Annotated in this window: 14 protein-coding genes and 1 riboswitch; of the genes, 7 read left to right on the top strand and 7 right to left on the bottom strand. The window is 63.5% G+C overall.

Annotation, left to right across the window (positions count from 1 at the left end):
* Positions 1 to 17 precede the first annotated feature (17 nt).
* The gene (locus NKH52_RS29020) at positions 18 to 815 is read right to left on the bottom strand and encodes a class I SAM-dependent methyltransferase (protein WP_352735849.1); all 798 of its coding nucleotides are present in this window, start codon (positions 813 to 815) and stop codon (positions 18 to 20) included.
* A 115-nt stretch (positions 816 to 930) separates the two neighbouring features.
* On the opposite strand from NKH52_RS29020, the gene NKH52_RS29025 reads away from it, so the two are divergent.
* On the top strand, positions 931 to 1,782 hold the full coding sequence (locus tag NKH52_RS29025) for an ATP-grasp domain-containing protein (protein ID WP_352735851.1): 852 nt from the start codon (positions 931 to 933) through the stop codon (positions 1,780 to 1,782).
* 27 nt (positions 1,783 to 1,809) lie between these two features.
* Here the strand turns inward: NKH52_RS29025 and NKH52_RS29030 are convergent, their stop codons facing one another.
* Positions 1,810 to 2,436, bottom strand: a complete 627-nt coding sequence (locus tag NKH52_RS29030) for a TetR/AcrR family transcriptional regulator (RefSeq protein ID WP_352735852.1) — start codon at positions 2,434 to 2,436, stop codon at positions 1,810 to 1,812.
* A 123-nt stretch (positions 2,437 to 2,559) separates the two neighbouring features.
* On the opposite strand from NKH52_RS29030, the gene NKH52_RS29035 reads away from it, so the two are divergent.
* The 3 genes from NKH52_RS29035 to NKH52_RS29045 are packed head-to-tail and all read left to right on the top strand — an operon-like array spanning position 2,560 to position 6,177.
* Positions 2,560 to 3,747 carry an MFS transporter gene (locus NKH52_RS29035; RefSeq protein WP_352735853.1) on the top strand — a complete coding sequence of 396 codons (1,188 nt, stop codon included), beginning with the start codon at positions 2,560 to 2,562 and terminating at the stop codon, positions 3,745 to 3,747.
* A 13-nt stretch (positions 3,748 to 3,760) separates the two neighbouring features.
* A complete protein-coding gene (locus NKH52_RS29040) occupies positions 3,761 to 5,038 on the top strand; it encodes a D-arabinono-1,4-lactone oxidase (protein WP_352735854.1) in 1,278 nt (425 codons plus the stop codon).
* Positions 5,038 to 6,177 carry a DSD1 family PLP-dependent enzyme gene (locus tag NKH52_RS29045; protein ID WP_352735856.1) on the top strand — a complete coding sequence of 380 codons (1,140 nt, stop codon included), beginning with the start codon at positions 5,038 to 5,040 and terminating at the stop codon, positions 6,175 to 6,177. Before NKH52_RS29040 ends, NKH52_RS29045 begins: the two co-directional genes overlap by 1 nt.
* Positions 6,178 to 6,181: 4 nt before the next feature.
* Here NKH52_RS29045 and NKH52_RS29050 read toward each other — a convergent pair whose 3' ends face one another.
* A complete protein-coding gene (locus NKH52_RS29050; protein WP_023813513.1) occupies positions 6,182 to 7,015 on the bottom strand; it encodes an AraC family transcriptional regulator in 834 nt (277 codons plus the stop codon).
* A gap of 295 nt (positions 7,016 to 7,310) precedes the next feature.
* Positions 7,311 to 7,517: riboswitch (cobalamin riboswitch) on the top strand.
* 162 nt (positions 7,518 to 7,679) lie between these two features.
* Here NKH52_RS29050 and NKH52_RS29055 point away from each other — a divergent pair.
* From NKH52_RS29055 to NKH52_RS29065, 3 genes are all read left to right on the top strand, one after another.
* Positions 7,680 to 8,468, top strand: a complete 789-nt coding sequence (locus tag NKH52_RS29055) for an ABC transporter ATP-binding protein (protein WP_352735857.1) — start codon at positions 7,680 to 7,682, stop codon at positions 8,466 to 8,468.
* Positions 8,469 to 8,513: 45 nt separating this feature from the next.
* Entirely contained in the window at positions 8,514 to 9,461 is a 948-nt protein-coding gene (locus NKH52_RS29060) for an ABC transporter substrate-binding protein (RefSeq protein ID WP_352735858.1), read from the top strand.
* Positions 9,462 to 9,596: 135 nt separating this feature from the next.
* Positions 9,597 to 10,583, top strand: a complete 987-nt coding sequence (locus NKH52_RS29065; protein ID WP_352735879.1) for a FecCD family ABC transporter permease — start codon at positions 9,597 to 9,599, stop codon at positions 10,581 to 10,583.
* Positions 10,584 to 10,604: 21 nt separating this feature from the next.
* On the opposite strand, the gene NKH52_RS29070 is transcribed toward NKH52_RS29065, so the two are convergent.
* Genes NKH52_RS29070 through NKH52_RS29085 form a run of 4 tightly spaced genes read right to left on the bottom strand, consistent with a single transcriptional unit; the run spans position 10,605 to position 13,964 of the window.
* Positions 10,605 to 11,540: a phosphatidate cytidylyltransferase gene (locus tag NKH52_RS29070; RefSeq protein ID WP_027163212.1), complete on the bottom strand. Its 936-nt coding sequence runs from the start codon at positions 11,538 to 11,540 to the stop codon at positions 10,605 to 10,607.
* Positions 11,540 to 12,202: a lysophospholipid acyltransferase family protein gene (locus NKH52_RS29075; protein WP_128304799.1), complete on the bottom strand. Its 663-nt coding sequence runs from the start codon at positions 12,200 to 12,202 to the stop codon at positions 11,540 to 11,542. Before NKH52_RS29075 ends, NKH52_RS29070 begins: the two co-directional genes overlap by 1 nt.
* A complete protein-coding gene (locus NKH52_RS29080; RefSeq protein WP_352735859.1) occupies positions 12,199 to 12,642 on the bottom strand; it encodes a hypothetical protein in 444 nt (147 codons plus the stop codon). The genes NKH52_RS29075 and NKH52_RS29080 overlap by 4 nt, the downstream gene beginning before the upstream one ends.
* Positions 12,639 to 13,964, bottom strand: coding sequence for a phosphatase PAP2/dual specificity phosphatase family protein (locus NKH52_RS29085; protein ID WP_352735860.1), 1,326 nt, complete (start codon positions 13,962 to 13,964; stop codon positions 12,639 to 12,641). Before NKH52_RS29085 ends, NKH52_RS29080 begins: the two co-directional genes overlap by 4 nt.
* Between the last annotated feature and the right edge of the window lie 3 nt (positions 13,965 to 13,967).

Raw genomic sequence — 13,967 nt, forward strand, 5'->3', positions numbered from 1 at the left:
TTGGCATGATGATGAACTTACCGGTGCCTGGCCGAACCGAGCACCAGGAGCGGGCACCGTTCCGCCAGCGGATAGCTGCCGCTCGGCACGACGCGCACCTCCCCGAACCAGTTGGCGGCCTCTTCGGTCAGCGCGGCCAGTGTCGCGAAGCTGTAGCTTATGTCCGAGCCTGCATAGACGTCGATCGTGTTGATCGAGGTGATGCTCCATCCTGTTCGCGCGGCAAGAGCTTCGCGGTCTGGGAACAGTCTGCCGAATGTATCGCGGATCGTTGCCACCTTGATGGTGAAATCGCGGTCGTCAGTCGTGGATGCCATCGCGATCCGCCATTTGAGCGCGTGGAAATTCTCGATCCCGCCGGCCAGAACCAGAGCTTCGATGCCGCGCGGATCATCCGCCGTTTCCGGTCGTGCGAAGACGCGGATCGCTGCGCGCCTGCCAGGCTTCAGCACCCTGGCGATCTCGCCAAATAACGAACTGCGCGCCGCCTGGGAATCGACCGCCGACAGGCATCCGTCGCCGATGACGGCGTCGATGCTTGCGTGATCCACGGGCAGGTTAAGCCAGTTGCCGGCGATTGCCCTTCGCGAGCCGTCGTCACCGGCCCATACGCCTGAAATCATGGCCGCCGACTGGTCGACCGCCAACATAGACCTGCCCAGAATTGCCAATTCCGGGGTAACCCCCAAGAGAAGGACATCGGCATTTCCGAGATCAAGTTCGCGATCGAATATAGCGACGGTTTCCGCTGTTGGCCGGAGTGGCGCTTCCAGAAGTTTCCAATGGCGGTGGTAATCGTCCCAATGATTTGTCATGCAATTCTATTGGTCCCTGGACGCCTGGATTTTGGATACCCACCGGGGCTTAATAGAGGTCGTTGGACAAGCCAAGACATTTCAAGGCATCTACAGACAGTCCAGGAGGCAGATAGTGGCGCGTATCGCTGTGATAACGCATGAGCATGACAGATTCCTGGGCAGGCGCGACATTCTGCTGCGCAGGAGCAGCCCATACATGCTGTTCGACATTCTTGCGGAATTGAAAAGGCGCGGCCATTCGGTTCGGGTTCAGCAAGGCCTGTCGAAGCCGGTCAGCGCCGATATGGCGGTATTGCATGTCGATGCCACGGTGACGCCCACGGACTATGTCGACTACGCCCGGAGTTTTGCATTCTGCCTCAACATCGGCGCCGCCGACATATCCAAGCGGCGGATCAGCGGTGCATTGATCGACAAAACCGACAGCTGGCAAGGTCAGGTGATCGTCAAAAGCAATCTCAACAATCGGGGACTTCCCGAGACACTCCTCAACCGGCGATCCGAGCGCGCGGGGAAACAGCCGCCGTTTCCGCATCTGCCAATCTTGCAGCCCTATGAGATCCATGGATCTCTCGGCGACGTTCCAGACGGCGTCTTTGATTGCGACGATCTCGTCGTGGAAAAGTTCATTCCGGAGAGAGAACCCGACGGTTTTGCTGTTCGTTTCTGGGTGTTTTGCGGAGAGCGCGAGCGCTGCACCCGCTACGTCTCTCCGAACGGGCTGGTCAAGGCATCGGAGACGATCCGGCGCGAGCCCGTCCCGGTGCCCGACGAGTTGCGTGAGCGTCGGCGCGAACTCGGCTTTGACTATGGAAAATTCGATTTCGTCATGCATGAGGGCAGGGCCGTCCTCCTCGATGCAAACAAGACTCCCGGCCGTCCGCAAAATCTCGTCAAGATGTTCGCGGCCGGCGCCTCCGATCTGACACACGGCTTCGAAGGCCTCATCCATCGGGCGAAATAGGCGCGGCTGAGATCGTCATCGGACGTTCTAGAGAAACAGCCGCAGCTGGGTGTGAATGATAGACCGGTAATCCTCTATGGTCTGGCGGCATTCCGCTTCGCCCTCGGCGAGCGCCAGGCGCACCACGCCGCCGGCGAGCTGGAAGATCAGCAAAACCATGCGTTCGAACTGCTCGCGCCTCTCGGGCTCGATCAGGGCGATGACATGGTCGCAGAACATTTTGGCTTGATGCCGGGTTTCGGCGATGTCGAGGTTTTTGAGCGCCTTGTCGGCCTGGATGGCGTTCTGCAGATCCTGGATGGCCGGATCGCCGGCGACACGGCTGAGGTAATCATCGAGCAGTCGGTCGGCGGCCACGATCACGTCGTTCGCCTCGCGGATTTCGGCGATGATCGTCGTCAGCCGTGCCCGGCTGACCTCTGAAAACCGCTCATAGAGCATCGCCAGGATCGCCGATTTGTTGGGAAAATAGTGGTAGACGGTGGCGATCGGCCCGCCCGCCAGCATGCCGACCTCCTTCATGGTGACGGCGTCGATACCCTTTTCCCCGATCAGCCGCATGGTCGTCGACAGGATCGCGTCGATGCGCTCGCGGCTGCGTTCCTGCTTGGGCCTGCGCCTCGGCTCGGTCGCCATTCTCTTCAATTCCGTCATGCACCGATCTTTCGCACGGTTTTCAAATTCCGGTTGACAAGAAATATGATCAAGTATCAGTTTCTGAAATACTGACAGGTTGTCAGCTTTTTTGCCGCACGGCAAGGACGTTGGGAGGCGCCTTTGGCTTCGACAGATACCGGCCATGCAGGCAGTGGCGACTGGCTGGTCGGCAATCCGACCGGCTGGCAGCTCGCCTCGGCCCTGTGGATCGGTTCGGTCGGCCTGCTCATCCTCGGCCTGCAGCCGGTGCTGCTTGGCGCCCTTTACACCGAGGGCCATGTCAGCGGCGACGAACTGGCGCTGGTCGCCACCGCCGAGATGATCGCCATTGCCATCGGCTCGGCTGTCGTGGCGATGCTGCTCTCGGCCCACAATATGCGCTGGAAAAGTGCCGTCCTTCTGCTGCTGCTGGCGCTGGCCAATGTGTGGACGGCCTATGCCGCGAGCGCCAACATGCTGATTGCGGCCCGCGCTCTGGCCGGGCTCGCCGAAGGCGGTCTGGTCGCCATCGCCACCGAACTGATCGCCCGTTCGCGGCGCGCCGAGCGCATCGGCGGCTTTTTCGTCACCATGCAGACGCTGGCGCAATGCGCGCTCGCCCTGTTGCTGGCGCTTTACGTCATTCCGGCCGCCGGGTCGGCGGGCGGCTTCATCGTTCTTGCCGTCGTCTGCGTCGTGTCGCTGGCGGTCGCTTTCACCGTACCCGGTGACTATGCCGACCTGCCCAAGGAAGAGAATTTGGCCAATGTGCTGACTGTTCCCTCGATGACCGCGCTGTTGTCGGTCTTCTGCTACTTCATGTTCTTCGGCGCGGTCTGGGCTTTTCTGGAGCCGCTAGGTGCGCAATACGGCATCGATGGCCGCACCGTTGGCCTGATCGTCTCGGCCAGCCTCGCCGTGCAGGTCCTGGGGGCGATGACAGCGACCGCGTTCGAGGCGCGCATCGATTATCGCCTTGCCATCGCGGCGATCGGCTTCGTCGCGCTTGTCAGTTCCCTGGTTCTTGCCAGTAGCCCCGGCCTGACGACGTTCTGGGTCGCTGCCTTGGCTATGGGCTTTATCCTGCTGTTCATCGTGCCCTACCAGATCCGTCTGGCGATCACCGCCGACGAGACCCGCACCGCTGTGCTCTTGGTGCCGGCAGCCCAGCTTTTCGGCCTGGCGATCGGACCGATCGCGGCGTCGCTGCTCATCGATGGCAAGGATTTCCGGCCGGTGCCGGAATTCGCCGCCGCCAGCGCGGTGGCCAGCGTGGTGCTGCTCGGTCTGTTCGTCCTTGTGTCACGTCGCCGTCGTGCGGTTGCCTGAGCGGGGAGGTGGGATGTCAAACATTTGGAGCAACTGGTCGGGCTTTGTAAGTGCCGAGCCCAAGCTGATCGCCAGCCCCGGCGATGCCGGTGAGCTCGGTGATCTCGTCCGGACCGCGCCTGGCCCGGTGCGCGTCGCCGGCGCCGGTCATTCCTTCACGCCGCTGGTGAAATCGCGGGGCACGATCCTGTCCCTGGAGAGACTGGAAGGGCTGGTCTCGCACGATGCGCAAAAACATCAGGCGCGGGTGCGGGCAGGAACCCGGCTCGGCGCGCTGATGGGCATCCTGCAAGGTATTGGCCAGGGCCTGCCCAACATGGGCGATATCGACCGCCAGGCGATCGGCGGCGCGCTGGGCACCGCCACGCACGGCTCGGGACCGACGCTCGGCGCCTATCACACGCAGCTGGAGACAGTGCGGATCGTCGACGGGCTTGGCAAGGTTCGCGACTTCAAGCGGGCAGGGGATCAGGACATGATCCATGCCATCGGCGTCGCACTCGGCGCTTTCGGCGTGCTCACCGAAGTGACGCTGAACAACATCGCGACCTACCGGTTGCGCCGCCGCAAATGGGTGCTGCCGATCACCGAGATGCTGCGCGATTTCGAGGCAATGATGGCCGCGCATCGCTCGGCCGAATTCTACTACATTCCGTTTTCCGGCTATGCGCAGTTCATAGCCAGCGATTTCAGCGACGCCGCACCCACCACACGGCCGCCGGAAAAGGACGAGGCGGGTTTGAGGACACTGCGCAGGCTGCGCACCTCACTTGCCTGGCTGCCATCGCTGCGTGGCCGTCTGATCCTGGGCGCCATCGCCAAATTGCCGGCCGAGGACTACGTGCAGGACTGGCTCAACGTCTATGCCAGCGACCGGCAGACCAAGTTCAACGAGATGGAATATCATTTGCCGTTCGAGGAAGGGCCGAAGGCGCTGGCCGAGATCATCGAGCTGACCGAGAAGCGTTTTCCCGAGGTCTATTTCCCGATGGAGGTGCGCTCGGTCGCGCCGGACCAGTTCTGGCTTTCGCCATTCTACAACAGGCTGACCTGCTCCATCGCCATCCACCATGATGCAGCGAACGATCCGTTGCCGTTCATGCGGGCGGCAGAGCCGATCTTCCGCAGATATGGCGGCCGGCCGCATTGGGGCAAGATGCACAGCCTGAAAGCGGCGGATCTGAAAAAGCTCTACCCGCGCTGGGACGATGCCATGGCGGTGCGCCGCGACGTCGATCCGCAAAACCGCTTCGTCTCGCCCTATATGGCCGGCCTGTTCGGCATCGAATGATGAGCACCTATTTTTCCACCCTGTCGGATGCGCTGAAGGAAGCCGGCATCTTCCAGCCCTGCCTGCTGCTCGATCGCGACCGGCTGGACGGCAACATTGCCCTGGTAAAGGAGAGACTGGATCCCGGCCTTGCTGTGCGGTTGGTCGACAAATCGCTCGCCTGCCTGCCGCTGCTTGCGCATATCGGCAAGGCGCTCGGCACCAATCATGTCATGACCTTCCATCCGCCGATCAGCGAGGCGGTGCTGAAGGCGTTTCCGGATGCCGATCTGCTGTATGGCAAGCCGATGCCTGTCGATGCGGCAAGGGCTGTGCTTTCGAGGGGCGTGGTCGACTGGTCGCGTGTCTGCTGGCTGATCGACAGCGAGGAGAGACTGGCGGAATATGGCGCCCTCGCTGGCGAACTCGGCATCGGCCTGCGCATCGCTTTCGAGATCGATGTCGGGCTGCATCGCGGCGGGTTCGCCAATCCTGAGGCCTTGTCGAAGGCGTTGAGCGCGTTGCCGGCCCGGCTGCATTGCGAAGGCGTCATGGCCTACGAGGCGCATGCGCCGCTCATTCCCGGCCTTTTCGGCGGACCGGCAAAGGCATTGGCCAAGGCGTCGGCGCAGGCCTCGGCGTTCGTCGCCTGTCTCGGCGCCGACCAGCGCCGTATCCTGAACATCGGCGGCAGCAAGACCGCGCTGCTTCATCATGGCGGCATGGCCAACGAGGTCTCGATGGGCTCGGCCTTCGTGCTGCCCAGTGATTTCGATACGCCAGGCCTCGACGGCTTCCAGCCGGCGGCCTTCATCGCCACGCCGATCTTGAAAATGGTCGAGCCGATGCTGCCTGGCCCGCCGGCCGTCACCCGCCTGCTGCAGGCGCTCGGCCGCTTCCCGCGCAAGGGCTGCTATCTCTATGGCGGCAAGTGGATGGCCGAGCCCGTCTTCCCCGAAGGCATGAAGGCGAACGGGCTGCTCGGCCTGTCCTCCAACCAGCAATTCATGGGCTTGCCCGCCGACGCGACCGCAAAACCCGGCGACTACGCGTTTCTAAGGCCGACGCAGAGCGAAGCCGTGCTGCAGCAGTTCGGGTCGATCGCTGTGTTTTCCGGCGGCGGGATAGTCGATCGCTGGCCGGCGCTGCCGATGGCCTGACCGACTACGCCTTCACCGGTATCCAGATCTCCAGCCCGCCATTGCCGCTGCGTGGGTCGAACTCAGGGCCGTAGCGTTCGAATTCCGGCGCATCCGATATCTCGTGGCCGGAAGCCGGCAGCCATTTGTTCCAGATCGTATTGACCGTGCGGCGGATGGTCGAGATGTGTTCGCGGTGGGCAAAGACCGCATATTTCTGCGCCGGCACCCGCACCCGGCTGAATTCCCTCGGCAGGTCGGAAAAATCAGACACTTCGACGCCGGCGATGTAGTCGAAATTGCCGGCATCGTCGCCGTTGACGCAGACGCCATAGGCGACATCGCCGGTCTCGCCCGGAATGTTGCCGATATAGGGGCCGAAGCGCTGCCATTGCATCGGAATGGCGGCGCTGGTTTCGCAGCTGTAGCGTTCGCCGAGGCCGGCGATCAGGAACGGCCGGCTGGTCTCGAAACGCGGTGGTTCGAGATTGGTGAGGAAGGACTGGTCCATCAGGATCGGCTCCACGAGGTCGAGCTTGTCGAGTGTGCCTTGCGCGCGCACCAGTTCCGGCGTGGTGCCGAACTGATCGCGGAAGGCACGGGTGAACGCCTCATGCGAGTTGTAGCCGGCGTCGAGCGCGACGGAGAGAATGTCGGGCGCCCCGCCGGCCAGCTTGCGCGCCGCCTCGGTGAGCCGGCGTGAGCGCATGTAGCCCATCACCGAGCGGCCCGTGGCAGCGCCGAAAGCCCGCGTCACATGAAAACGCGACACGCCGCTGCTTTGCGCGATATCGTCAAGCGAGATCGCCTCCGGCAGATGACTTTCGACGAACCACAGCGCTTTCTCGGTCGGGTTCATTTTGCTCCTCGCATTGGCCAGATCATCCTGCCGTTTCCTGGCGCGGCCAGTTTGATCGAAATTGCGCATCCCGCGCAATCGAACCGATCCCGTCACAGTCGCACACCGATATGGCACAGCGGTCGAGCGCCCCTTGCCGCCGACGAGCCAAATTCGGCAGGCTTCGCTTGACAGCGCCAGGCGGCATCCTCTAAATGCGTAATATTATTACATATCGAGAGCGTGAAATGCATGTTTCCCCTAGCCGGTCCACCACTCCGTCCGAGAAATCCATTGCGAAGCGATTGGGGGAAATCTACGCTGAAGCGGTGATGGTCCCCGAGTCGAAAGGCGAGGGGTGAAAAGGGAACACGGTGAGATCCCCAGGGGTCGAGGCCGTGGCTGCCCCCGCAACTGTAAGCGGCGAGCAAAATCCGTGAATGCCACTGGCCGGCAAGGCTGGGAAGGCAGGATGGCGCAACGACCCGCGAGCCAGGAGACCTGCCATCACTGAGTTGACCGGACGGGGTGTGCCGGGAGGAAACGCGAATCCCGGTCTTGTCGGCCGCTTCGCCAGCTTCCTTCCGTCGCCAGTTTTGGAAAGTGACGGAAAGTTGGACGGCTCTATCGATCATCGCATCATCGTGTGCACGCTTTGCCATCCCGGCAATCTGGCGGGCAGCCGATGACCGTAGCGCTTCTCGAAGCACATGACCTCTGCGCCATGGCCAATGGGCGGGATCTGGTTCAGGCGGTCAGCTTCTCGGTGGCCGCTGGCGATCGCCTAGCCATCATCGGTCCCAACGGCGCCGGCAAGACGACGCTGCTGCGCATGCTGTCGGGCATGCTGCGGCCAAGTTCCGGCGAGGTGAAGCTCGGCGGGCGGCGGCTGGACGGGATTTCGGCTGCCGAGCGGGCACTGCATATCGCCGTGGTCGGCCAGACCGACCAGCCCGATCCGCGGCTGGCGGTGATCGACTATGTCGAGCTTGGCCGGGTCCCGCACGCTCGGTTACGGCGCAGGAGCGAGGAGCGTGACATTGTCGTCGATGCGCTGCGCCGGACCGGACTGCTGCCGCTGCTTGGCCGCACCATCGGCTCGCTGTCGGGCGGCGAGCGCCAGCGCGCCCAACTGGCCCGCGCCATCGCCCAGCAGCCAAAGATACTGTTCCTCGACGAGCCGACCAACCATCTCGACCCGCGCGCCCGCGGCGAACTGCTCGACCTCGTGGCAGGCTTCGAGATGACGGTGATCGCGGTGCTGCACGATCTGGCGCTGGTGGCACCGTTCGCCACCAGGGTGGCGGTGATGAACCATGCCCGTCTGCAAGCGCTCGCCGCACCGCGCGAAGCGCTGACCCAAAAGCTGATTCGCGAAATTTTCGGCATCGATGTGCTGCGTCTGCGCCATCCGACCGAAGACCGCGAACTGACGGTGTTCGATGTTCCGAACCGTGCCGCGCCGCCATCCTGATTGAAGCCGTCCCATATCGATCATCCCGTCCACAGGAGCAAACCCTTGAAACGCCTTGCTTTTTCGCTTGCCTTCTCGCTGCTGGCCTCGACAGCCCTGGCCTTCCCGGTGACCGTCGACAGCTGCGGCAAGCCGCTGACCTTCGATGCGCCGCCGAAGCGCGCGGTCATCCAGGATCTCAACATGGCCGAGATGGCTTTCGCGCTGAAACTGCAGCCGTCGATCGTCGGCCTGACCGGCATCACCGGATGGTACAAGGTGGGTCCCGAATTCAAGGCCGAGCAGGGTTCGATCCCGGAACTGGCGCCGAAATATCCGACGCTCGAAAACCTCGTCGCGGTCGAGCCCGATTTTTTCTTCGCCGGCTGGTATTATGGCATGAAGCCGGGTGGTGAAGTGACGCCCGACACGCTTGCTCCGCACGGCATCAAGACGCTGGTGCTGACGGAAAGCTGCGTCCATCTCGACAAGAGCCGCCCCGCCGCCTCGATGGACCTGCTCTATGGCGACGTCGAGAAACTGGGCAAGATCTTCGGCAAGGAGACAGAGGCTGAAAAGCTTGTCTCCGGCTGGAAGACGCGGCTCGCCGACATCACCGCCAAGGTCGGCAGCGCCAAGGGAACGCGGGTGTTCCTCTATGATTCCGGCGAGGACAAGCCGTTCACCGCAGGCAAGTTCGCCATCCCCAGCGCCATGATATCAGCCGCCGGCGGCGACAACATCATGGCCGACATGGACACCAGCTGGGGCAACACGGACTGGGAAACGGTGGCGTCGCGCAATCCGCAATTCCTCATCCTGCTCGATTACCAGGACGGTGGCGGCTACAGGAAGCTGCTCGATTTCCTGAAGGCGCATCCGGCCATGAAAGAGACGGACGCGGTCAAGAACGAGCGCTTCGTCGCGCTTCGCTATGCCGAACTGACTCCCGGCCCGGCCAACATCGAAGCGATCGACAAGCTCGCCAAGGCCATGCATCCGGAAGCGTTTTGATGCCTGTCGCCCAAAAGTGCGCAGCGGTTTTGGGGCAACGACATGCATGAACAAAAGATCCTGGAAGTGCGTCGCACGCGTCCTGACAGACACGACGCATTTCCAGGCTTGCGCCATCCGGCATTTGCACTGGCCATGCTGGTGGGAGCGGCGGCGATCGCCGCTCTCGCTTTGCTGTCGATCGCCTACGGCTCGACGCTGATCCCGCTGACCGACATCGTTGCCTCCCTTGGTCGTGCAGTCGGCTTCAGCGGGCACGACGTGGCCGGGCCGGTCGGCAAGATCGTCGTCGACCTGCGGCTGCCGCGCACGATCCTGGCCATCTGCGTCGGGGCCGGTCTCGGCGTCGTCGGTGCGCTGCTGCAGACGGTGACCCGCAACGACCTTGCCGATCCGTTCCTGTTCGGCCTGTCCTCGGGCGCCGCCGCGGGTGCGGTTTCCGTTATCACCGTCTTCGGCGACAGTTTCGGCATCTGGACATTGCCGGTCGCGGCCTTCACCGGCGGCATATTGGCTGCCGGTGTCGTGCTGCTGCTGGTGGCGCGGGTGAGGGGGCAAGGCCCGGAGCGGCTGATCCTTGCCGGCCTTGCCGTGTCCTTCATGTTCACCGCCTTGACCAACTATCTTGTCTTTGCCGGCGATCAGCGCGCCGCCCACTCCGTGCTGTTCTGGACCATGGGCGGCCTTGGCCTGGCGCGCTGGGATAATATCTGGCTGGGCGCGCTGGGAGCAGGCACCATTCTGGCTTACGCGCTGTGGAACCACCGCCGGCTCGATGCTTTCCTGGCCGGCGAAAACGCCGCCGAAAGCCTGGGCGTGCCGGTGGCGCGGATGCGCAGGATGACCTTTCTCGTCGCTGCCTTCTCGACGGCTATCCTGGTCTCGGTCGCCGGCGTCATCGGCTTCGTCGGGTTAATGATCCCGCATCTGTCACGGCCGCTGGCGGGTCCCTTGCATCTGCGCCTGGTTGCCAGCTGTGCCGTCTTCGGCACGGTGCTGTTGCTGGCCAGCGATCTTCTGGCCCGAACGCTGCTGCCGCCGCAGGAACTGCCGATTGGTATCATCACCAGCTCCGTCGGCGCGTTCTTCGTCGTCACCATGCTGATCCGCAACCGGCTTTAAGTGCGGTCGGAAACGGTTTACTCAGACCGTCCAGAAATAGCGCACGATGTGAAAGAACACCGGGGCGGCGAAGACCAGGCTGTCGGTGCGGTCCATCATGCCGCCATGGCCTTCGATCAGATGACCCCAATCCTTGACGCCCTGGTCGCGCTTGATGGCCGAGGCGACCAGCCCGCCGAGAAATCCCATCGAGCAGGCGACGAAGGCCACGGCTGCTGCCTGCAGCGGCGAGAAGGGTGTCACGAACGATAGCAGCGCGCCGAGCAGGCTCGCCGACACCAGTCCGCCGATCAGGCCTTCCCAGGTTTTCGAGGGCGAGACGTTCGGCGAGAAACGGTGTTTTCCAAACAGCTTGCCGAAGATGTATTGCAGCACGTCGCTGCCTTGCACGACGATGATCAGAAAGGCAATCAGCAGCAGGGTGCGGCCTTCGAAGCCCGGCACGTCGAGTGTCAGCAGGGCAGGGACGTGGCTGACGCAATAGACCGAGATCATCACCGCCCATTGCTGCGCGGCGATCCGCTCGAGGAAGCGTTCGGTGTCGCCATGCAGCGCCGTGATGGCCGGCATCAGCAGGAAGCAATAGACCGGAATGAAGATGACGAAGAGACCGTACCAGGCGGTCCACACCAGCCAGTACTGAAACGGGATGATGATGCCGAACATGCCGAGCAGCACCCAATGGTCGCTGCGGCGCGTATGCGTCAGCGTCACGAATTCGCGCAGCGCGGCGAAGGAGATCAGCGCGAACAGGATGGTCATCCCGTAACGGCCGAAGAAAAATGCGACCGTCATCAGCGCCACCATCACCCACCAGGCGTTGATGCGCTGGGTGAGATTGACCAGCGTCGAACTGAGCGGCTTCGGCGCTCGCGCCGAAAGTATGGTGGCGACGATGCTGGCGGTGGTCAAAACCGCCAGCAGGCCGATGATCAGGATGGAGATTTCGTGGCGCATCAATCGTCTCGCTCGGGACGCGGGTTGAGCGCCAGAAGCGTGGCGTGGGCGCGTTCGAGGAAGGCGCGGCGTTCTTCGCCCGGACCGATCGCCACCGGCGCGCCGAAGACGACGCGGCACAACAGCGGCACCGGCAGGAACTGGCCCTTGGGCAGCACGCGCGACATGTTCTCGATCCAGCACGGGATCAGCTCGACCTCAGGCCGCGCCGTCGACAGATTGTAGAGCCCGGAGCGGAATGCCAGCAGCGGCTCTTCGGTCATGTTGCGTGTGCCTTCGGGAAACAGGATCAGCGAGTGCCCCTGGTCGAGAACCGACAGCATGATCTCGATCGGATTTTCCTCAGGTCTCGTCCACTGCCGGTTGATGAGCACCGACGACAGCATGTCCTGCGCGATGAAGCGGCGCAGCCGCGACTTCCCCCAATATTCGCCTGCGGCAACAGCATGGGTGATCGCGCGCTCCCTTTCGCTGAGGCAGGCCGACAAAAGGATGAAATCGCCATGGCTGGTGTGGTTGGCGAAATAGATGCGCTGCCGGTCGGACGGCAGGCTGCCGTTCCAGATCGGACGCACGCCGGTCACCATCCTGGCCAGCGCCGACAGGCCGACGGAGGTTACCGTCTGCAGCAAGGTGAAGGTCTTGAGCGAAAGCCTGTTCATCGCGGCGCCCAAAACCCTGACGCCAGAAGTGCTGCGGCAAACAGAGCCAGGGCGGCACGCTGCTTGAGCAGCAGGCGGTTTGTGCCGGCCATGCGGTCATCAAGCGAACGTGTCGCGGACGGGGCCGGTTTCAGGCGCATGCGCGCCAATATGTCATCGATCGCGGCGCCGCCGGAGGCTTCGTCGTCATGGCTGGCCATCAGCCGGAACAGCAGCGCGTCGAATGCCAGCAGCGCCGACAACGCCAGCACCGCAACAGCACTCGCGGCGGTGATCGACAAAGCAACGGCCGCAGGCAAGTTTTCGAAAGCGCCGCGCGTCGAGGCAGCCAGCGGCGCAAGGACATTCGCGGAAACCACGATTGCGGCCGGCCACGCTGCCTGCCGCATCAGCATGCCGGCGAAGCGGTCGGTGCGGTCCTGATAAGCATTGCCGGTCATGACGCTACCGGATCCGTGGCTTCTGCAAGATGAACCGGCCGGCCGAGGGCCGCGAGCATCTCGCGGGCGAGCGTCGACGTTTTGGCCCTGCCGGTCACCACCAGCCATTCGGCCACGACGCCGGCGCTGCGCTGGAAGCCGAGCGCGCAGCACACCAGCACGGTGCCATCCCGGCGCGCGCTTTCCAGCGCGCCGGCTGCCTGTTGCTGTACCGACACGGGCGGCGGCAACAGGTCGATCATCGGAAAGCTGATCCAGCTGCAATCGGCTGCCGCCGGTCTTTCAAGTTCGGCGGCAAGGTCGATGACCGTGCCGAAGCCGTTGGCCTCGCGTGCCGTGGGAAAGCGCCCGAGAAAGACGCCATCGGCAATCGCCACCTGGGGAGCAAGTTTGCGCGTCCAGGCCCATATGTTTGCCCTGGCGCCGAGACGGTAAGGCAAGAGCAGGACACGGCTTGCAAGCGTGATGCTGCCATCGGCGGATTTCTGGAACACTTTTTCGCCTGCCCCTGCATAGGCGAGGGCGACGATGGCCAGCGCCAAAGCCGGCCAAAGCAGGAAGAGGGCGACAGCGCAAACGAATGCACCGAGCGCGGCGCCCGCCAGCGCAAGGACGGCGCCCAGCGCATAGAACCGCGCCAGCCGCCGCGCTTGCACATCGCTGGTCAGCCGGAAGCCTGAAAACGGCAACGCGCCGCTGCGCGGAAACAGCCACAACGCAAAGAACCCGAGCAGTGCGCCGGTCGGGATGTCGATGAAATGATGCTGCCAGGTCGTCAGCACCGAGGCGCCGATGAGGAAGCACCAGCCGTGCCAGAGCGGCAGGAGCAACCCGCCGAGCCGGTGGCGCCAATGATCCCAGATGATCACCAGAAGGGCGATGTGCAGCGAGGGCGCCTGGTTGAACGGCTTGTCGAAACCGCCGAGCACGGCAAACAGGAAGCCGGGCAGGCCGGTCGTCGCCGGTCGCACGAATGTCGCGGTCAGCGGGAACAGGATGAAGCAGGCAACGGCGACGATTTGCGCGGTGAGATAACGCCCGGCCAGGCGGTCCACCCCTTGCCTGTCGTTGTTGAGCAGCAGCGACAGGCCGTAGAACAGGTTGATCGACCAGTAGGGCACGATGGTCCAGGCGACGAACGGGATGGAGTGCTCCCAGGAGAACACGATGCTGCCGACATCGTCGCGGCGCGACGCCAGCCAGTTGGCGAAGCCGTAGCTGAGATAGAAGAACGGTGCCAGCAAGGCCAGCCACAGGGCTGCCCTGACGACCACCCGTCCATAAGGCTCGGCGCGCGCGGTGGGTGCAGGCGATGAGACCATGCT

This window comes from Mesorhizobium sp. M1066 (assembly GCF_040318635.1).
Lineage (GTDB): Bacteria > Pseudomonadota > Alphaproteobacteria > Rhizobiales > Rhizobiaceae > Mesorhizobium.

Coding starts and splice junctions, on each gene's coding strand:
- NKH52_RS29020 (WP_352735849.1), bottom strand. CDS start 815: ATGACAAATCATTGGGACGATTACCACCGCCATTGGAAACTTCTGGAA.
- NKH52_RS29030 (WP_352735852.1), bottom strand. CDS start 2,436: ATGACGGAATTGAAGAGAATGGCGACCGAGCCGAGGCGCAGGCCCAAG.
- NKH52_RS29040 (WP_352735854.1), top strand. CDS start 3,761: ATGTCAAACATTTGGAGCAACTGGTCGGGCTTTGTAAGTGCCGAGCCC.
- NKH52_RS29045 (WP_352735856.1), top strand. CDS start 5,038: ATGAGCACCTATTTTTCCACCCTGTCGGATGCGCTGAAGGAAGCCGGC.
- NKH52_RS29050 (WP_023813513.1), bottom strand. CDS start 7,015: ATGAACCCGACCGAGAAAGCGCTGTGGTTCGTCGAAAGTCATCTGCCG.
- NKH52_RS29055 (WP_352735857.1), top strand. CDS start 7,680: ATGACCGTAGCGCTTCTCGAAGCACATGACCTCTGCGCCATGGCCAAT.
- NKH52_RS29065 (WP_352735879.1), top strand. CDS start 9,597: ATGCTGGTGGGAGCGGCGGCGATCGCCGCTCTCGCTTTGCTGTCGATC.
- NKH52_RS29070 (WP_027163212.1), bottom strand. CDS start 11,540: ATGCGCCACGAAATCTCCATCCTGATCATCGGCCTGCTGGCGGTTTTG.
- NKH52_RS29075 (WP_128304799.1), bottom strand. CDS start 12,202: ATGAACAGGCTTTCGCTCAAGACCTTCACCTTGCTGCAGACGGTAACC.
- NKH52_RS29080 (WP_352735859.1), bottom strand. CDS start 12,642: ATGACCGGCAATGCTTATCAGGACCGCACCGACCGCTTCGCCGGCATG.
- NKH52_RS29085 (WP_352735860.1), bottom strand. CDS start 13,964: ATGGTCTCATCGCCTGCACCCACCGCGCGCGCCGAGCCTTATGGACGG.